Source organism: Serratia myotis (assembly GCF_027474885.1).
Lineage (GTDB): Bacteria > Pseudomonadota > Gammaproteobacteria > Enterobacterales > Enterobacteriaceae > Serratia > Serratia proteamaculans.
In genome coordinates this window covers 4,183,348-4,202,546 of record NZ_CP099707.1, presented here as the reverse complement: position 1 = coordinate 4,202,546, position 19,199 = coordinate 4,183,348, and the positions used below count along the sequence as shown (strand labels likewise).

The 19,199-nt window shown below is 57.5% G+C and carries 13 protein-coding genes; 9 read left to right on the top strand and 4 right to left on the bottom strand.

All coding sequences use genetic code 11. The features are described from left to right. Positions 1-60 precede the first annotated feature (60 nt). Entirely contained in the window at positions 61-891 is an 831-nt protein-coding gene (gene sseB / locus NHG65_RS19790) for an enhanced serine sensitivity protein SseB (protein ID WP_499182581.1), read from the top strand. 142 nt (positions 892-1,033) lie between these two features. On the opposite strand, the gene NHG65_RS19785 is transcribed toward sseB, so the two are convergent. The 4 genes from NHG65_RS19785 to NHG65_RS19770 form a co-directional block, all read right to left on the bottom strand. Further along, positions 1,034-1,186 (bottom strand): Hok/Gef family protein, encoded by a 153-nt coding sequence (locus NHG65_RS19785; RefSeq protein WP_207979597.1) that lies wholly within the window; start codon positions 1,184-1,186, stop codon positions 1,034-1,036. Positions 1,187-1,469: 283 nt separating this feature from the next. Further along, complete coding sequence (locus tag NHG65_RS19780) at positions 1,470-2,648, bottom strand: MalY/PatB family protein (protein ID WP_499182580.1); 1,179 nt, start codon at positions 2,646-2,648, stop codon at positions 1,470-1,472. Position 2,649: 1 nt separating this feature from the next. Next, positions 2,650-4,089 carry a Na+/H+ antiporter NhaC gene (nhaC, locus tag NHG65_RS19775; RefSeq protein WP_099062670.1) on the bottom strand — a complete coding sequence of 480 codons (1,440 nt, stop codon included), beginning with the start codon at positions 4,087-4,089 and terminating at the stop codon, positions 2,650-2,652. 123 nt (positions 4,090-4,212) lie between these two features. Next, entirely contained in the window at positions 4,213-5,250 is a 1,038-nt protein-coding gene (locus NHG65_RS19770) for a LacI family DNA-binding transcriptional regulator (RefSeq protein ID WP_219016792.1), read from the bottom strand. Positions 5,251-5,399: 149 nt separating this feature from the next. On the opposite strand from NHG65_RS19770, the gene NHG65_RS19765 reads away from it, so the two are divergent. The 8 genes from NHG65_RS19765 (at position 5,400) to hisS (ending at position 19,195) form a co-directional block, all read left to right on the top strand. Then, on the top strand, positions 5,400-10,391 hold the full coding sequence (locus tag NHG65_RS19765; protein ID WP_499182579.1) for an alpha-2-macroglobulin family protein: 4,992 nt from the start codon (positions 5,400-5,402) through the stop codon (positions 10,389-10,391). Positions 10,392-10,452: 61 nt separating this feature from the next. Continuing rightward, positions 10,453-12,777: a peptidoglycan glycosyltransferase PbpC gene (pbpC, locus tag NHG65_RS19760; RefSeq protein ID WP_413478455.1), complete on the top strand. Its 2,325-nt coding sequence runs from the start codon at positions 10,453-10,455 to the stop codon at positions 12,775-12,777. Positions 12,778-12,958: 181 nt separating this feature from the next. Further along, positions 12,959-13,384, top strand: a complete 426-nt coding sequence (gene ndk, locus NHG65_RS19755) for a nucleoside-diphosphate kinase (RefSeq protein WP_012146321.1) — start codon at positions 12,959-12,961, stop codon at positions 13,382-13,384. A gap of 231 nt (positions 13,385-13,615) precedes the next feature. Continuing rightward, the gene (gene rlmN, locus NHG65_RS19750) at positions 13,616-14,812 is read left to right on the top strand and encodes a dual-specificity RNA methyltransferase RlmN (protein WP_085118255.1); all 1,197 of its coding nucleotides are present in this window, start codon (positions 13,616-13,618) and stop codon (positions 14,810-14,812) included. A gap of 87 nt (positions 14,813-14,899) precedes the next feature. Further along, positions 14,900-15,649, top strand: coding sequence for a type IV pilus biogenesis/stability protein PilW (gene pilW, locus NHG65_RS19745; protein ID WP_499182578.1), 750 nt, complete (start codon positions 14,900-14,902; stop codon positions 15,647-15,649). Further along, on the top strand, positions 15,639-16,613 hold the full coding sequence (gene rodZ / locus NHG65_RS19740) for a cytoskeleton protein RodZ (protein WP_099062666.1): 975 nt from the start codon (positions 15,639-15,641) through the stop codon (positions 16,611-16,613). Before pilW ends, rodZ begins: the two co-directional genes overlap by 11 nt. 47 nt (positions 16,614-16,660) lie before the next feature. Continuing rightward, positions 16,661-17,782 (top strand): flavodoxin-dependent (E)-4-hydroxy-3-methylbut-2-enyl-diphosphate synthase, encoded by a 1,122-nt coding sequence (gene ispG, locus NHG65_RS19735; RefSeq protein WP_099062665.1) that lies wholly within the window; start codon positions 16,661-16,663, stop codon positions 17,780-17,782. A gap of 138 nt (positions 17,783-17,920) precedes the next feature. Continuing rightward, a complete protein-coding gene (gene hisS, locus NHG65_RS19730) occupies positions 17,921-19,195 on the top strand; it encodes a histidine--tRNA ligase (protein WP_099062664.1) in 1,275 nt (424 codons plus the stop codon). Positions 19,196-19,199: the final 4 nt, after the last annotated feature.

The window sequence follows — 19,199 nt, the reverse complement described above, 5'->3', positions numbered from 1 at the left end:
TGTCGTTTACCCTCGGGGCCCAGCATGCTGGGCCCCGTTATTTGATTGCTGGAGTTTGCCATGAGTTCTCACCATCACGAAGTCGCCACAGGCGAAAATGAACTTGAACGTCTGTTGAAACTGGCGGTGACGGAGCAGGCCCATCGTCCGGCATTCTTCCGTGAACTGCTCGACGCTACGGTGTTGATCCTCGGTGACAGCGAGCAGGTGCAACTTGGCGGTGACATCACGCTAAATGCCGATACACCGGTGAATATCCAGCACTGGGAAAAGCAGGACGGCGGCAGCATCATCCCATTCTTTACCTCGGTAGAAGCGTTGCAAAAGGCCGTTGAGGATGAACAGCCGTTCATCGCCATGCCGGCACGCGTCTTATTCGAGATTACTCAGGGTGCTGATCTGTTCCTCAACCCGAAGGCCGAGTACGGCAAAGAGTTTTACCCTGAAGAAGTGGCAATGCTGTTAGCGACCGGGGGTGTGAGCAAACCGGCAGAACGTTATATCGATAAGGATACCCAGATCCTGCTGGGGCAGCCGGAAGAATACCCGTCGGCAATGGTCGATGCCTTGACCACGCTGTTCAGTCAGCGCAAGCCGGTGCGTCGCGCATTTCTGGCTCTGATGCACGATCAGGCGGTCGACGAAAAACCTAACCTGCTGGTTGGGCTGGAAGTGGATGGCGAGCAAGCCGACATTGAGGCATTGATCAACGAGGCGGGCAGCGTGGCCAGCGAAACCGCGCCTAATGATGAACCGGTGGATTTTTGCCTGGTATCGGAAGAGGAACGTGGCGTCAGCCATTATTTGATCACCCATACCCAACCCTTCTACCAGCGTCGCTGGGGCAGTTGGTTGCGTAATATTATCCCTTCGACTGATAAAACCCAGTAATCCTGTTTTTGCTGTTGTTCTCTGTATCAAAGCTAAGGAGAGCGGCCAGCCTCGAAAGGCTGGCCGGATACAACAATGGGCGCTGGAAAACCACTGCGTCACACCAAAACAGGCGGGGCGAACCCCGCCTTCAGGTTGCCATTTAACGTTGAACGTTACAGGACAACACTGCCGCTACCTCCGTATTTCCCTGCTTGAACGTCAGCTCACAAACTGAACCACGTATAAGCCAGATGAATACCAGAAACGTTACACAACTTACTGTAAATCCTGGTAAAAACAGTTTTCGCGACATGTCAGCCCTCCGTTGCATTTCTGCGGTTAAGAGGCTACCATGCTGGTGTTGATGCAGTATGGTGAAGCCTCATTCTGATTAAGAGTCAGTTTGGGGCTTTCTTCTTTCTGCTTCCCACCCAGGGCCTGAAGCAGAAAGCTTCAAGCGCCCATCCGCAGTCTAACAGAAGCTTTAATTTCAAAGCTATACCGTCAGGTCGCGGTAAATTCATTCAATCATTCCCACCAGATATCGTTCAAAAAAAGACCCCGACTGGGGCCTTTCATACACCGGTGATTGTTGCTCAGGTTTTTAGTCGGGCGAGCCCCGCGATGGCCTGTTCAAGATACTGCCGCGGGCAGCCAAGGTTGATGCGTATAAAGCCTTTTCCTTGGTCACCAAAGCTGATGCCCATCGAGGCGGCAATCTTTGACTGGTGGATCAACGCCTGCTGTAGGGCGTTATCATCCAGGCCTAAAGCGCGACAATCCAGCCAGGCAAGGTAGGTGCCCTCGGCTCGAGTCATTTTGCACCAGGGCGCGGCATAGGCTAATGCCTGTTCAAACCAACGCCGGTTGTCGGCCAGATAACCTTGTAAATCATCAAGCCAGGTTTCCCCCTGTTGATAAGCTGCCGTTGCGGCGGTCATCGACAGCGCATTGAAGACATCCAACCCATGGGCATTAAGGCGTTCGATAAACGCATTGCGGGTGCGAACATTGGGGATCAGGAAATTTGAGATCCTCAGCGACGACAAGCCAAAGCTCTTGCTGGCAGAGGTCGCTGAAATCAGGTGGTCATGCCAGGCTTCATCCAGGTGCAGCACCGAGGTGAAGGTTTCGCCGGGTAGCGTCAGGTCGGCCCAGATTTCATCGGAAATCACCGTCACGCCATGGCGGCTGCACAGCGCCATCAACTGCGTCAGTTCGCTGTGGCTCCAGCATCGTCCGGTTGGATTATGGGGGTTACACAGCAACAACAATGGCGGTTTCCGCTGCTCAAAACAGGCCTCCAGATGCTCGAAATCGAATTGATAGCCTTGTGGGCTTTCCTTCAGCGGGTTTTCGAGGACCTCTCGGCCATTCATGGTGATGATCTTGGCGAAAGATCCATAGTATGGCCCCTGGATCACCACCGGATCGCCAGGCTGGCTAAGCAACTGGATCAGGATCGCCAATCCGGGTACCACCCCTTCGATGGACGTGAACCATTCGCGCTGCAAAGGCAGATGGTGCCTGCTTGAGAACCACTCTATGACCGCCTGGTAATATGAGTCATCGCGTTCGCTATAGCCAAATATGCCGTGATCCACCCGCTGATGCAGCGCCTGCCGGACTTCCTCTGGACACTGGAAGTCAAAATCAGAGACCCACATCGGCAAAAGGTCGGTTTCATCGAGCTGCAGATAGCGGTCAATAAAGTCCCATTTCACCGAACCGGTGTTGTGGCGGTTAACTATCTGGTTAAAATCGGTTGGTTTCACGTCAGGCTTCCTTACGCTGTAAATCGTTTTCTGGCTGTATTCTGGCAATCCCGAATCCGGTAAAGCCATAAATCAGGGCGAAGAACACGGCGGCGTAGCATTGGATGGCCCAAGGCAATAAATCCAGCGTGCTGACACCCAGGGTGGTTGCCATATAAATACCTGCGGCGGTCCACGGAATTAAAGGTTCGATGACGGTGCCCGCGTCCTCCACGGTCCGTGACAGGTTTTTATTGTCTAATCCCATGCGGCGGTAGGCGCCCTTGAACAGTTCTGCGGGGATCAGCAGCGCCAGCTTGCCGTCGCTGGTGGCGCCGGTCACCAGGATGGTGGTTGCGACCGTTGCGGCAATCAACTGGCCGGTGGTATGAACCACTTTCAGCAGTCGGTTGATGATAACGGTCAGCGCGCCGGTCAGCGTTAAGGCCCCGGCAAAGGAAAACGCGCAGAACACCAGCAGGATAGTGCTCATCATCGAGAACATGCCGCCGCGGTTGAGCAGGCGTGGAACATCGTCGACGATGCCGGTAATGCTGTGCCCCTGGGCGGTAAACATCGAAAGGTTAAAACCGTCCATCAACGCATTTAAGCCCTGCTGCAGGTTAAAGCCCTGGAGCAGTACCCCAATGGCGATGGCCAGAGTACAGGCCGCCAGCATCACGGGGATCACCGGTCGTTTAGTGACGGCACCCCAAAGCACCAACACCGGCGGCAGGATCAGCAGCAGGTTAAAGTGATACAGACCCTCCAGCGCGGTCACTATCTCGGTGACTTTTTCCGGCGTGGCTACGCTGCCGACGGCGCTGGTGTGCCCGGCAATCAGATACACCACCGCGGCTAAAACGAAGCTCGGTAATGTCGTGTACATCAGGTGCTGGATATGGCTGTAAAGGTCGGTATCCGCGACGATGGCGGCGAAATTGGTGGAGTCAGACAACGGAGAGATTTTGTCGCCAAAGTAGGCCCCGGAAACCACGGCACCGGCGGCGGCGGCCAAAGGGACATCCAGCCCGGCGGCCACGCCCATCAGTGCCACGCCGACGGTACCGGCTGCGCCCCAGGAGGTGCCGGTACAAACGGAGATCACGCTGGTAATGAAGAACGCGGCGATCAGGATATATTGCGGGCTGATCAGTTTTAAGCCCCAGTACACCATGTAGGGAATGGTACCGCTGAACATCCAGGTGCCGATCAAACCGCCGACGCAGATCAGGATCATGATCACCGGCATCGCCTTGGCCAGCTTGGCCACGATCGAGTCGATAATGTCGTTCCAGCGGTAACCTTGCCACCAGGCCAGTGCGGCGGCAATGGCGGCTGAGACCAGCAGCAACGGCTCGATCCGCAGCCCAAGCTGGCCGTAGCCGATGATCAGCAGTAATAGCATCGCCACAATGGGTAGCATCGCTAGCCCCAGGTTGAGTTTCTTTTTGTTATTCATTAACAACTCCGGTTAAGGATGAGGGTGTGACGCCAGCCTAATGAATTCGTTTTGATTGAGGTGTGAGCGCGGGCAACTGTCCATGTAATCGGTTTCATGGACTGCTGTTGTGTGAAATAGCTCTCACTTTATGGCCTTGTTTTCTTTATTTGAGGTGTTTTTCTCGAGGGAGGCGACCGAGTCTCGCAGGATCAATTCAGCGGAAAACATATTATTCTGCGGTGCCACAGCAACAGCAGAATTGAGCTGTAGCGCCAAATTAGCCGCGCGTCGTGCCATTTTCTCAACCGGATAATGCACGGTGGTCAATGCCGGGTGGAGATATTTTGCCAGGGCCACGTCATCAAACCCGACAATCGAGATATCCTCCGGCAGGCTCATCTGGCGTTGGCGAAAGGTTCGCATCATACCGGCGGCCATCACGTCATTGAACGTCAGTGCGGCGGTAAAATGGTGACCGCTGGTCAGGATCCTTTCTGCCGCTAATTCGCCTCCTTGTTCATTGAAGGGGACGCTGATGATCCAGGCACCCGGCACCGAGATCCCGGCGTGAGCCATGGCGTTGCGGTAGCCTTCCAGACGCTGTTTTCTGTCATCGATCGGCAAGTCTGTCGTGATACAGGCGATATTCCGGTGCCCGTGTTGAATCAGCATCTGGGTGGCGGCCTGAGAGGCGCTGACGTTATCCAGCCAAATGCAGCGATTGGCGATGGCGGGCAAATAGCGATTGATCACCACCATTGCCGGGGTGTGGGCGGCGTAGCGTAAGACGTCGGCATCGCTCATCCGGGTCACGTGGGCCACGATGGCTTCGCAGCCCTGGTTGATCAGAAAATCGAGCCCGTTTTTCTCCAGTTCGGCCTGATGGCCGCCACTGCAGACCATCAATTTTACGCCGCCTTTGCGCGTGATATCTTCGACGCCCCGTGCCAGTCGCGAGAAAAAAGGATCGTCGAGATTGCCGGTCAATAACCCCAGCATATTGCCGCTTCTTTTCGCCAGGGCCAGCGCGGCAGCATTGCGGTGATAGTTAAACTCGCGCATGGCCTTTTCAACACGTTCACGGGTGACCGGTTCAACATAGGCGGTGCTGTTGATCACCCGGCTGACGGTGGCCGTCGATACACCTGCCCGTCGGGCAACATCTTTCATTGTGGCCATATCATCTCCTGCTCAGGCTTCGGTTGCCCTTTCTGTTGACGGGGAAAAATTGAGCTGGGTCTGATGCTAACAGCGCTGCTATCATTCATCCATATTCGGATATTGCGCCGACGGGTGTCGTTGCGTAAAGGCTGCCAGGGAGTTAAACGATGAAACCATGCCGTTCAGGGGCATTTGCATCAGGCAAGAAGCTTTGTCAGGGGATCGTATTGGCGGGGGGCCTGCTACTGCTGGCTGCCTGTGATGACAACGGTCAAACCTCAACCGCGGCGCAAGCCGATGCTCAGGCCAGCAGCGTCACGCAGGCCAAGCGGCTGGATGCCGCCGCGCTGGCAGCGTTGGCGAAACGCGACGCCGGGAAACCCTTAACGCTGCTTGATGCCTCCGAACTGCAACTCGACGGCGCCAGTGCCATGGTGCTGACGTTTTCTTTGCCGCTGGATCCGAATCAGGATTTCGCCGCGCGAGCTCATCTGGTCGACAGCGTCAGCGGTAAAATCGATGGTGCCTGGGAGCTGTCAGATAATTTTATGGAGCTGCGGTTACGCCATCTGCAGCCTAACCGCAAAGTGGTACTGACCCTTGAGGGTGGCCTGAAAGCGGTCAACGGTGCCGAACTGGGTAAACAGCAACAACAGACAATTACCACCCGCGACATCAAACCGAGCGTCGGCTTTGCCGGCAAAGGCTCACTGCTGCCAACCAAGCTGGCGCAGGGGTTACCGGTGATGGCGCTCAACGTCGATAACGTCGACGTTAACTTCTTCCGGGTGAAGGCCGATGCCTTACCGGCATTCCTGGCCAACTGGGAGTACCGCAATTCGCTTTCCAGTTGGGAATCGGAAGAACTGCTGAAAATGGCCGACCTGGTCTACAGCGGCCGTTTTGATCTCAATCCGCAACGCAATACCCGCGAACGCCTGCTGCTGCCGTTGAGTAGCATCGAAGCCTTGCAGCAGCCGGGGGTTTACCTGGCGGTGATGCAACAGGCCGGGCATTACGGTTATACCAACCCGGCGACCCTGTTCACCCTCAGTGATATCGGTGTTTCGCTGCACAGCTACCACGACCGTCTGGATGTGTTTACCCAGGCGCTGGACGGCGGTGCGGCATTGGGCGCGGTGGAACTGCGCCTGCTGGATGAAAAAGGCCAAACGCTGGCCCAGGGCACCACCGATAAGCAGGGCCATGCCCAGTTAGCGAAAAGCGCCAAGGCACGGTTGCTGCTGGCCACCCAACAGGGCCAGACCAGCATGATCGATCTCTCGACGCCGGCGCTGGATTTGGCTGAGTTCGATATCGCCGGGCCGGAAGGCTACAGCAAGCAATTCTTTGCCTTCGGCCCACGTGATTTGTACCGTCCTGGCGAAACGCTGATCGTTAACGGTCTGCTGCGTGACGCCGACGGCAAGCCGCTGCCGGCCCAGCCGGTGAAGGTAGATATCGTCAAGCCGGACGATCAGGTGGCGCGCAGCTTTGTCTGGCAGCCGCAGGACGGCCTGTATCAATACCAGTATTCCATTCCCGAAGGCGGGCCGACCGGTAACTGGTCACTGCGTTTCAACCTGGGCGATAACCAGCCACGGTTGTACAGCTTCAAGGTAGAGGATTTCCTGCCGGAACGCATGGCGCTCGACATCACCGCCGAGAAAACCCCGCTGCGCCCTGACGCACAGCTGGTGTTCGACGTCAGCGGTCGCTATCTCTACGGTGCTCCGGCCTCGGGTAACCGTCTGCAGGGGCAGGTATTCCTGCGACCACAGCGTGAGGCGGTCAGCAGCCTGCCGGGCTATGAGTTCGGTTCGGTGACGGAAGAAAGCCTGTCGCGCAATATGGATGAATTCGATCAGGCACTGGATAACGCCGGTAAGGCGCAGGTGGCAGTAGACAGCAGTTGGGCTGAAGTGAAGTCCCCGTTGAAGGCCATTCTGCAGGCCAGCCTGCTGGAGTCCGGTGGCCGCCCGGTGACGCGCCGCGCGGAACAGGCGATCTGGCCGGCCGATGCACTGCCCGGCATTCGGCCGTTGTTCAGCAAACAACAGATTTATGATTACCGCAGCGACAGTTATCAGGCCCAGCCGGTGGTGGATGAAAACACCCAGGCCGGGTTTGATATCGTCTACGCCAATGCCGCCGGTGAGAAACTGGCGGTCAGCGGGCTGAAGGCCCGTCTGGTGCGTGAGCGCCGCGACTACTACTGGCAGTGGTCAGAAGGCGAAGGCTGGCAGTCGTTGTACGACAAAAAAGATCTGCCACTGGCGGAACAGACTATCGATATCGCCGCCGACGGCAGTGCCAAGGTCAGTTTCCCGGTGGAGTGGGGCGCATACCGCATTGAGGTGGTGGATCCACAGAGCAATCTGATCAGCAGCCTGCGTTTCTGGGCGGGTTACAGTTGGCAGGACAACACCAATGGCAGCGGCGCGGTGCGTCCGGACCAGGTGAAGCTGAAGCTGGACAAACCGGCCTACCAACCGGGCGAAAAAGTGAAACTGCATATCGAAGCACCGGCCGCCGGCAAGGGCTATCTGCTGGTGGAATCCAGCGATGGCCCGCTGTGGTGGCAGGAACTGGACGTACCGGCCAAGGGCATTGATGTCGAGGTGCCGATCAATCAGGAGTGGAAACGCCACGATCTGTACCTCAGCGCATTGGTGATCCGCCCGGGAGATAAGCAACAGCAGTCGACGCCGAAACGGGCGGTAGGGCTGTTGCATCTGCCGCTGGTGGATGAAGGGCGCAAACTGGCACTGACGCTGGACGCGCCGCAGCGTATGCGGCCGAACCAAATGCTGACGGTGAAAGTGAAGGCCGCCCACAGCAGCGGTAAACCGCCACAGCAAATCAACGTGCTGCTTTCCGCGGTTGACAGCGGCATCCTCAATATCACCGACTACGCAACGCCGGATCCGTATCAGGCCTTCTTTGGCCGCAAACGCTACAGCGCCGATCAGTACGATGTGTACGGTCAGTTGATTGAAGGCAAGGGGCGTTTGGCTAACCTGCGTTACGGCGGTGACGGCGATGACGAAGATGCCTTGTCGCGTGGCGGTAAAAAACCGAACACCACAGTCACCATTGTGGCCCAGCAAGCGCAGCCGGTTAAGCTGGATGCCAATGGCGAAGGCGAAATTCAGATTGCCATTCCGGACTTCAACGGCGAACTGCGACTGATGGCGCAGGCGTGGAGTAATGAAGACTTCGGCAAGGCGGAGGGCAAGACCGTTGTTGCCGCACCGGTGGTCGCGGAGCTGGCGACGCCGCGCTTCCTGGCTGGGGGCGACAGTACCCAATTGGCGCTGGATGTCAGCAACCTGTCGGGGCAGCCGCAGACATTAACGGTGAAACTGGCTTCCAGCGGGTTAGTGGCGCTGCAGGGCGCTGCTGAACAACAGATCAGCCTGGCCAACGGCGAGCGCACCACGCTGCAGATCCCGGTGCAGGCGCTGGCGGGCTTTGGTCAGGGTGAAGTTGCGCTGACCGTCAGCGGCCTGGTGCTGCCGGGGGAAACGCTCAAAGACTACCAGCACAGTTGGAAGATTGGCGTGCGACCGGCTTACCCGGCGCAGACCCGCCAGTTTGCCAACGTGATCCACGCCGGTGAAAGCTGGGGCTTACCGGCAGATGCCGCCGCCGGGCTGGTGCAGGCGACGACCGAAGGGCAACTGCTGTTGACCAGCCGTCCGCCAATCAACCTGGCGCGCTACATCAGCGAATTGTACGCCTATCCTTACGGCTGTCTGGAACAGACCACCAGCGGGCTTTACCCGTCGCTGTACACCAACCGGGCGCAGCTTAGCGCGCTGGGGATCAAATCCGGCAGCGATGAAAGTCGCCGCAACAGTATCGACGTTGGCATTGAGCATCTGCTCAGCATGCAGCGCTATAACGGTGGTTTTGGCTTGTGGAATCGCGACAGTCAGGAAGAGTTCTGGTTGACGGCCTATGCTACGGACTTCCTGTTCCGTGCCAGCGAGCAGAACTACAGCGTACCGGCGGATGCCCTGACGGCGGCCAACAACCGTCTGCAGCGTTATTTGCAGGATCGCAGCCAGATCGACGTTGCCTCCACCCAGTACCCGGATCACACCCGTTTTGCCGTGCAGGCCTATGCCGGCCTGGTGCTGGCACGTCAGCAACAGGCACCGCTTGGGGCATTGCGGCAGCTGTTTGAGCGTCGTGCCGATGCTCGATCAGGCTTGCCGCTAGTGCAGCTTGGGGTGGCGTTGAAGTTGATGGGGGATATGCCGCGTGCCAATCAGGCGATCGAGCAAGGGCTGGCGACGCAGCGTAATGCCAAAGATTACTGGCTGGAAGATTACGGCAGCCCGCTGCGTGATGACGCGATGATCCTGGCGCTGTTGACCGAAAATAATCTGCTGCCGGCCGAGCGTGACCAGCGCTTGCTGACGCTGTCTGAGCGTCTCAACGGCGAACGTTATCTGTCTACGCAGGAGAGCAATGCCCTGTTCCTGGCCGCGCGCAACCTGATCGGCAGTGCTGAAACACCATGGCAGGCGCAAACGGCGCAGGGCAAGACGCTGTCCGGCAGCCAGGCGCTGACGCAAAACCTGTCCGCTGAACAGTTGGCGGCTGGGTTGCAGCTCACCAATACCGGCAGCGGCACGCTGTACAGCCGGGTCGATCTGGTGGGCTATCCGCAACAGGCACCGCAGCCGCAGAGCAACGTGCTGAACATCCGCCGTGAATTCCTGGGGCTGGATGGTAAGCCGGTGGATCTGACCCAACTGAAAAGCGGCCAACTGATCCTGGTGCACCTGGATGTCTGGGCCGACAATCAGGTACCGGATGCGCTGGTGGTGGATCTGCTGCCGGCCGGGCTGGAGCTGGAAAACCAGAACCTGGGGGACAGCAGTGCCAGCCTGGGCGAAAGTGCCAGCAGCGTGACCGAATTGCTGCAAGACATGCAGCAGGCCGACATCAAGCATCAGGAGTTCCGTGACGATCGCTATGTGGCGGCGGTGAATATCGACGGCTACCGTCATACCACGCTGCTGTATCTGGCGCGCGCAGTCACTCCGGGTACCTATTTGGTGCCTGCGCCGCAGGTTGAGTCAATGTATGTGCCAGCCTGGCGTGCGCTGGGTGCGACACCGCAACGGCTTGAAATCGCCAAATGATCCTCCTTGCCCCGCCCCGGAGGTTTAGCCGGAGGCGGGGCAAGGGAGTGATAGTTTCCCAATGAATCGACTCCTCACCCATTTACGTCGCCGAGGCGCCCTCTGGCTGCTGGTCATTGTCCTGCTGCCCGCTTTACTGTGGTTGGCGGATCGGCTGTGGCCGCTGCCGTTGAAAGATGCCGAGATGGCGCGCGTGGTGGTGGCGGAGGACGGCACGCCGTTGTGGCGCTATGCGGACAGTGACGGCGTATGGCGCTATCCGGTCAGCCTGCAGCAGGTCTCGCCCTATTATCTGCAGGCATTGCTGACCTATGAGGATCGCTGGTTCTATCAGCACCCTGGGATTAATCCGTTGTCGCTGGCCCGTGCTGCCTGGCAGGACCTGCGCAACGGGCAGATTGTTTCCGGCGGCAGCACGCTGTCGATGCAGGTGGCGCGGCTGATAGATCCCCATCCCCGCACGCTGGGGGGGAAATTGCGACAGGTATGGCGCACCGCTCAGTTGGAATGGCATCTGTCGAAGGATCAAATCCTCGAAATCTACCTTAACCGGGCGCCGTACGGTGGCACGCTACAGGGGATCGGTGCAGCAAGCTGGACTTATCTGGGCAAGCCGCCCTCGGCGCTGACGCGGGGTGAGGCGGCGTTATTGGCCGTGTTGCCACAGGCTCCCAGCCGTTTGCGACCGGATCGCTACCCGGAACGGGCACAGGCTGCACGTGACAAAGTGCTGGAACGGCTGGCGTATTATCAGGTTTGGCCGGCGCAGCAGGTGGCTGAAATCCGTCAGGAGGCGCTGTGGTTGGCCCCGCGCCAGGTGCCACAGTTGGCCCCGTTACTGGCCAGGCGCATGACGCAAAGTAACCGCAGTCAGGTGGTAACCACCACGCTGGACGCCACGTTACAGCGGCGGCTGGAAGAACTGGCACGCGGCTGGAAGAGCCAACTGCCCGAGAAAACCTCGGTTGGTGTCTTGGTGGTTGATCACACCAATATGAAGGTACGCGCCTATCTGGGCTCATTGGATTTGAACGATAACAGCCGCTTTGGCCATGTTGACATGGTGGCCGCCTGGCGTTCGCCGGGCTCGACGCTAAAACCCTTCTTGTATGGGTTGGCGCTGGACGATGGCCTGATCCACGCTGAATCGCTGTTGCAAGACGTACCGCGTCGTTTCGGCGATTATCGACCCGGCAATTTTGATACCGGTTTCCACGGCCCGGTCAGCGCCAGTGAGGCGCTATCGCGTTCGCTTAACCTGCCAGCGGTACAGTTGCTGGAGGCCTACGGGCCAAAGCGTTTTGCCGCCAACTTGCGTAACGTGGGGGTTGAACTGCGACTGCCAGCTCACGCCGAACCGAGCCTGGCGCTGATCCTGGGCGGGGCCGGTGCCCGGCTGGATCAGTTGGTGGCCGGATTCAGCGCGCTGGCTCGTCAGGGCCGGGTGGCACCGCTGCGTTTTACGCCTCAGCAAGGAGTTTACGATCGCCAGTTAATGTCACCGGGTGCCGCCTGGATTGTGCGGCGAATACTGGCGGGAGAGGCGCGCCCACTACCGGATGATGCATTGCCCGCCAGCGTGCCGTTGGCGTGGAAGACCGGCACCAGTTACGGTTACCGCGACGCCTGGGCGATTGGCGTTAATGCCCGCTACACGATGGGTATTTGGGTGGGCCGACCGGACGGCACGCCGGTGGCCGGGCAGTTCGGCTTCGCCACGGCGGTGCCTCTGCTGAATCAGGTCAACAACCTGTTGCTGACATCTCTACGCCAGCGTGGCGAAGGCATTCCGGCCGATCCACGCCCCGCCAGCGTCAGCCGTGCGGTGATTTGCTGGCCGGGCGGCCAGCCGCTTCCAGCGGGGGACAGCAATTGCCGTCAGCGGCGTCTGAGCTGGATCCTCGACGGGACTATCCCGCCGACGCTGCCCGCGCCGGGCCAGGAAAGCCTGCTGGGCAGTCAGCCGCTGATGTGGTTGAACGCGCGTGGATTGCGGGTGGCGGCGGATTGCCCGGGGGCGACACCGCGTCGGCTGGCACTGTGGCCAACGCCGCTGGAGCCCTGGTTGCCTGCGGCGGAGCGCCGTGCTCAGCGCTTGCCGGCTATCGATCCACAGTGCCCGCCGTTGCAGCAACAAGAAGCTCCGCCGTTGTTGATGTTGGGCGTGCGTGACGGCGCGATACTGCGTCGCCTGCCTGGCAACAATGCGCTTGATTTGCGGGTCAGCACCCAGGGGGGCGGCGGACAGCGCTGGTGGTTCCTCAACGGCCAACTGGTGGGGGAAGGGGAGTCGTTGTTGCAGACGTTGACCCAACCCGGCCGTTATCAGCTCAGCGTGCTGGATGAGAGTGGTCAGGTGGCCGTGCGCGAATTTAGCCTCGATTAGGCTGAGTTTTCATAACCTGTGCTCTGGGCCGCAAAGTGAAGAATAAAGATAATGATTTTTTAATGAAATGTTGTTTTTCCCGTAGGCAAGCGTTACCAGCGCACATATAATCTGCGCCACTTGAGAAGGCCGGCACCCTGTTTACAGACCGGCCTGTTTTGGAAGTTATACAGAGGCCATCATGACCGTAGAACGTACCTTTTCCATCATTAAACCAAACGCTGTAGCTAACAACGACATCGGCGCAATCTATGCTCGCTTTGAGCGCGCCGGTTTCAAAATCATCGCATCCAAAATGCTGCGTCTGACTCGCGAACAAGCTGAAGGCTTCTACGCTGAGCACAAAGGCCGCCCATTCTTCGATGGCCTGGTCGAGTTCATGACCTCTGGCCCGATCGTGGTACAGGTTCTGGAAGCGGAAAACGCAGTACAGCGCAACCGTGACATCATGGGCGCGACCAACCCAGACAACGCACTGGCCGGCACCCTGCGTGCTGACTACGCGGACAGCTTCACTGCCAACGCCGTTCACGGTTCTGACGCAGTAGAATCTGCACAGCGCGAAATCGCGTATTTCTTTAACGAAAGTGAAATCTGCTCACGTTAATAATACCCGTCCGAATTCGGTATTCACCGGCTGAAACAATAAAAATGCCCTGAATGCCTTTCAGACGTGGAAAGCTGCTACTAAAATTTGTACAATGCCGCGCCCCTGATAAGGCTTCTTGTCAGGGGCGCGCTTTTTAGCGCCGTCACCGCAATTGATGCGGGTTGAACGACGCACTTACTTTCCACTCTTTCGCGCCGTAACGTGTAACAACGAGGCCAGAGATCAATTATGTTAGAACCCATCACGTCCGAGCACATCGTGTCTGAAAATAATTCGCTGACTACTCAATCCGTTAACGCGGAACAACCGGCTGTGGCCAAAATTAACCTGCTGGATTTAAACCGTCAGCAGTTGCGTGAGTTCTTCGCCAAAATGGGCGAAAAACCCTTCCGTGCCGATCAGGTGATGAAGTGGATGTACCACTATTGCTGCGATGATTTTGAGCAGATGACCGACATCAACAAGGTCCTGCGCAATAAATTGCAAAGCGTCGCCGAGATCCGTGCGCCAGAAGTGGCGGAAGAACAACGCTCAGCCGATGGCACCATTAAATGGGCGATCAAAGTGGGCGATCAGCAGGTCGAAACCGTATTTATCCCGGACGGCGACCGTGCGACCCTGTGTGTTTCTTCCCAGGTGGGTTGTGCACTGGAATGCAAATTCTGTTCGACCGCCCAGCAAGGCTTTAACCGCAACCTGCGCGTGTCGGAAATCATTGGCCAGGTGTGGCGTGCGGCGAAAATCATCGGCGCACTGAAAGTCACCGGCGAACGCCCGATCACCAACGTGGTGATGATGGGGATGGGTGAGCCGCTGCTCAACCTGAGCAATGTGGTACCGGCGATGGAAATCATGCTGGACGACTTCGGTTTTGGCCTGTCCAAGCGTCGTGTGACCCTGTCTACCTCCGGTGTGGTGCCGGCGCTGGACAAGTTGGGCGATATGATCGACGTTGCGCTGGCAATCTCGCTGCATGCTCCGAACGACAAGATCCGCGATGATATCGTGCCGATCAACCGTAAATACAACATCGAAACCTTCCTGGCTGCGGTGCGCCGCTACCTGGCAAAATCCAATGCCAACCAGGGCCGGGTCACGGTCGAGTACGTGATGCTGGACCATATCAATGACAGCACCGACGATGCGCACCAACTGGCTGAAGTCCTGAAAGACACGCCATGCAAGATCAACCTGATCCCATGGAACCCGTTCCCGGGGGCACCTTACGGCCGCAGCTCCAACAGCCGGGTGGATCGTTTTTCCAAAGTGTTGATGGAATACGGCTTTACGACTATTGTTCGTAAAACCCGTGGTGATGATATCGATGCCGCCTGCGGGCAACTGGCGGGTGAAGTGATCGACCGTACCAAGCGTACCCTGAAAAAGAAAATGGCCGGGGAACCTATCTCCGTACGTGCGGTCTGAACCCTATAGCATGATTTTTTTGTTATCTTACAATCTGTTATACCAACAGATTGTAAGGTGACATCAGACAAGGAAATGAATGCAGGCATGAAGCTGACTCTGTGGGGGATGTTGCTGGCAGCCGGTTTACTGGCGGGCTGTTCCGGTTCAACACCGGAAGAAAAAGACGCGCAGTCACAAGCGGGCCAAACGCGTTTGCAACTGGGTCTGGAATATCTGAAGCAGGGCGATTTACCTGCCGCGCGACAGAATCTGGAGAAGGCGGCGGAAGCTGCCCCACAGGATTACCGTACCCAATTGGGCATGGCACTCTATGAGCAGCGGATGGGTGAAAATAGCGCGGCCGAACAGCGTTATCAGCAAGCGCTCAAACTTGCGTCTGGCAATGGCACCGTGCTGAATAATTACGGTGCGTTTCTTTGCAGTTTAGGGCAGTATGTACCGGCACAACAGCAGTTTAGCGCTGCGGCAGTAGCACCGGATTACGGTCAGGTTGCCGACAGCCTGGAAAACGCAGGTTACTGTTTTCTCAAGGCCGGACAGAACGATGAAGCACGCACCTTGTTAACGCGTGCGATGAAGATCGATCCGGACAAAGGCACTCCACTGTTAGTGGAGGCAGAAAAGCAATTTGGAGAAGGGAAGCGCGCGCAGTCGCAACTTTTACTCGATAGTTATCAACATGTTCTGCCGGCTAGCGCCGACAGCTTATGGTTACAGATTCGTTTCGCCGCGTTAGCCGGGCGCCAAGATAGCGTGCAACGTTATGGCAAGCAGTTATCGCGAAGTTTTCCACAATCCAAACAGTACCAGCAGTTCTTAGCTAATGAATACTGAAGCCTCCCAAGATAAAACCGTATCAATGACGACAGGCGAACGTCTGCGTCAAGCCCGTGAACAACTCGGGTTGAGTCAACAGGCCGTTGCAGAACGCCTGTGCCTCAAAATGTCTACCGTGCGCGATATCGAAGAAGACAATCTGTCCGCAGATTTGGCTTCAACCTTCGTGCGGGGTTATATCCGTTCCTACGCCAAGCTGGTGCGTGTACCAGAGGATGAACTGCTGCCGATGCTGGCCAAGCAGGCTCCGCTGAAGGTAGCGAAAGTTGCCCCCATGCAGAGTTTCTCATTGGGCAAGCGCCGCAAAAAACGCGACGGCTGGCTGATGAGCTTCACCTGGCTGATCGTTTTCGTAGTGGTTGGCCTGACCGGCGCCTGGTGGTGGCAAAACCACAAGGCCCAGCAGGAAGAAATCGCCACTATGGCCGATCAATCCTCTGCCCAGCTTTCACAGAATAACAATGAAGGCCAATCTGTGCCGTTGACCGACAGCAATGCCGACAACAGTGCACCTTTGGCTGACAATGGTTCCACGCCGGTTGATACCGGCGTTGCTCCACAGCAGTCGCAGACTCCGGCCGTTACCGGCAGTGCAACCGCGCAACAACCTGCGGTGGTTTCACCAAGCCAGACAACGCTGCCAGAGACCACGCCTGTGGCACCTGCTGCACCCTTGCCAACCGCTGACGCGGGTGTGACTGCAGCGGCGGTTGATCCTAACGCGCTGGTCATGGAGTTCTCCGCCGACTGTTGGCTGCAGGTGAGTGATGCCAGCGGTAAAACGTTGTACAGCGGCAGCCAGAAAAGCGGCGGCAAGCTGAGCCTGGCGGGTACCGCGCCGTACAAACTGACCATTGGTGCACCGGCCGCAGTACAGATTCAATATCAAGGTAAGCCGGTTGATTTAAGCCGGTTTGTTAAGTCAAACCGTGTTGCTCGTCTGACCGTTGCCGCGCAGTAATTGCGCGGCCATTGTCGTTGAGTCAGGGCAACAATGGAGAGTAAGTAATGCATAACCAATCGCCCATCATCCGTCGAAAATCAACGCGAATTTACGTCGGCAATGTGCCTATTGGTGATGGTGCGCCGATTGCCGTGCAGTCGATGACTAACACCCGTACCACTGATGTTGAAGCCACGGTTAATCAGATCAAAGCACTGGAGCGCGTGGGTGTCGATATCGTCCGCGTTTCAGTCCCCACCATGGATGCCGCCGAGGCATTCAGGCTGATCAAGCAGCAGGTCAACGTGCCGCTGGTCGCCGATATCCACTTCGATTACCGTATCGCGCTGCAGGTTGCAGAGTATGGCGTAGACTGCTTGCGCATCAACCCGGGCAATATCGGTAACGAGTCGCGTATTCGCTCAGTGGTAGACTGCGCACGCGATAAAAACATCCCAATCCGTATCGGGGTGAATGGCGGTTCGCTGGAAAAAGACATCCAGGAAAAGTACGGCGAACCTACGCCGGAAGCGCTGCTCGAATCCGCCATGCGCCACGTTGATATCCTCGACCGCCTCAACTTCGACCAGTTTAAAGTCAGCGTTAAGGCTTCCGATGTGTTCCTGGCGGTGCAATCCTATCGTCTGCTGGCTGCACGTATCGATCAGCCGTTGCATCTGGGCATCACCGAAGCCGGTGGCGCACGCAGTGGCTCAGTGAAGTCGGCGATTGGTTTGGGGCTGCTGCTGTCGGAAGGCATCGGCGATACCCTGCGTATCTCGTTGGCAGCCGATCCGGTGGAAGAAGTGAAGGTCGGTTTCGACATTTTGAAATCGCTGCGCATCCGCGCTCGCGGTATTAACTTTATCGCGTGCCCGACCTGTTCACGTCAGGAATTTGACGTTATCGGTACGGTGAACGCGCTGGAACAGCGTCTGGAAGACATCATCACGCCGATGGACATTTCGATTATCGGCTGTGTGGTCAATGGCCCGGGCGAAGCCCTGGTTTCCACGCTGGGCGTGACCGGTGGCCACAAAAAGAGTGGTTTCTACGAAGACGGCGTGCGCCAGAGAGAACGTTTCGACAACGAGCAGATGATTGACCAGTTGGAAGCCAAAATCCGCGCCAAGGCGTCGATGCTGGATGAAAGCAATCGCATCGCGGTCAACCTGCTGGAAAAATAAGCATTATACCGATACGGCGGGCTTTTTAGCCCGCTTGTTTATGAACCCGGGAGCAGAACTCTGCATTCGCGTTGAATACGGGACGGCAAAGTCCCTATAATCGGGTTCATTTTTATAGACAACGGACAGAGAACTCACGTGGCAAAGAACATTCAAGCCATTCGCGGCATGAACGACTACCTGCCGGAAGAAACGGCATTATGGCAGCGTATTGAAGGCATCCTCAAGCAGGTGCTTAGCGGCTACGGTTACAGCGAAATCCGTTTGCCGATTGTAGAGCAGACCCCGTTATTCAAACGCGCGATCGGCGAAGTGACCGACGTCGTGGAAAAAGAAATGTATACCTTCGACGACCGCAATGGCGAAAGCCTGACGCTGCGTCCGGAAGGGACGGCTGGCTGCGTTCGCGCCGGCATCGAACATGGTCTGCTGTACAATCAGGAGCAGCGTCTGTGGTACGTCGGTCCGATGTTCCGCTACGAGCGCCCGCAAAAAGGCCGCTATCGCCAGTTCCATCAACTGGGGGCCGAAGTGTTTGGCCTGCAGGGCCCGGATATCGACGCCGAGCTGATCCTGCTGAGCGCCCGCTGGTGGAAAGCACTGGGGATCTCCGAGCACGTCAAGCTGGAGCTGAACTCCATTGGTTCACTGGAAGCACGCGCCAATTACCGCGATGCACTGGTGGCATTCCTGGAACAGCATCAAGACAAGCTGGACGAAGATTGCAAACGCCGCATGTACAGCAACCCGCTGCGCGTACTGGACTCGAAAAACCCGCAAGTGCAGGCGTTGCTGAACGACGCGCCACGGTTGTCCGAGTATCTGGATGAAGAATCCAAAGCCCACTTCGAAGGTCTGTGTGAACTTTTGGCGCAGGCGGGCATCCCATATACCATCAATGAACGCCTGGTGCGCGGTCTGGACTATTACAACCGTACGGTATTCGAATGGGTGACCACCAGTCTGGGCGCTCAGGGTACGGTGTGTGCCGGCGGGCGTTATGACGGTCTGGTCGAGCAACTGGGCGGGCGTGCAACGCCGGCAGTCGGTTTCGCCATGGGCCTGGAACGCTTGGTGCTGCTGGTTCAGGCTGTTAACCCAGAGTTTAAAGCCGCGGCGACCATTGACGTATACGTGATCTCCTCCGGTGCCGGGACTCAGAGTGCGGCCATGCAGTTGGCGGAGCGCGTGCGTGATGCGGCGCCACAGCTCAAACTGATGACCAACTACGGCGGCGGTAACTTTAAGAAGCAGATCACCCGTGCGGATAAGTGGGGCGCACGCGTCGCCTTGATCCTGGGTGAGAACGAAGTCGCAGCCCAGCAGGTCGTGGTCAAAGACCTGCGCAGTGGTGAACAAGAAACGCTGGCGCAAAGCGAAGTCGCAGTGCGTCTGGCAACGATGTTAGGTTAAGGAG

Bases quoted from the DNA above. Each gene is read 5' to 3' on its own strand.
- nhaC (WP_099062670.1), bottom strand. From the start codon at position 4,089: ATGAATAACAAAAAGAAACTCAACCTGGGGCTAGCGATGCTACCCATT.
- pilW (WP_499182578.1), top strand. From the start codon at position 14,900: ATGAAGCTGACTCTGTGGGGGATGTTGCTGGCAGCCGGTTTACTGGCG.
- NHG65_RS19765 (WP_499182579.1), top strand. From the start codon at position 5,400: ATGAAACCATGCCGTTCAGGGGCATTTGCATCAGGCAAGAAGCTTTGT.
- ndk (WP_012146321.1), top strand. From the start codon at position 12,959: ATGACCGTAGAACGTACCTTTTCCATCATTAAACCAAACGCTGTAGCT.
- ispG (WP_099062665.1), top strand. From the start codon at position 16,661: ATGCATAACCAATCGCCCATCATCCGTCGAAAATCAACGCGAATTTAC.
- sseB (WP_499182581.1), top strand. From the start codon at position 61: ATGAGTTCTCACCATCACGAAGTCGCCACAGGCGAAAATGAACTTGAA.
- rodZ (WP_099062666.1), top strand. From the start codon at position 15,639: ATGAATACTGAAGCCTCCCAAGATAAAACCGTATCAATGACGACAGGC.
- pbpC (WP_413478455.1), top strand. From the start codon at position 10,453: ATGAATCGACTCCTCACCCATTTACGTCGCCGAGGCGCCCTCTGGCTG.
- rlmN (WP_085118255.1), top strand. From the start codon at position 13,616: ATGTTAGAACCCATCACGTCCGAGCACATCGTGTCTGAAAATAATTCG.
- NHG65_RS19770 (WP_219016792.1), bottom strand. From the start codon at position 5,250: ATGGCCACAATGAAAGATGTTGCCCGACGGGCAGGTGTATCGACGGCC.
- NHG65_RS19785 (WP_207979597.1), bottom strand. From the start codon at position 1,186: ATGTCGCGAAAACTGTTTTTACCAGGATTTACAGTAAGTTGTGTAACG.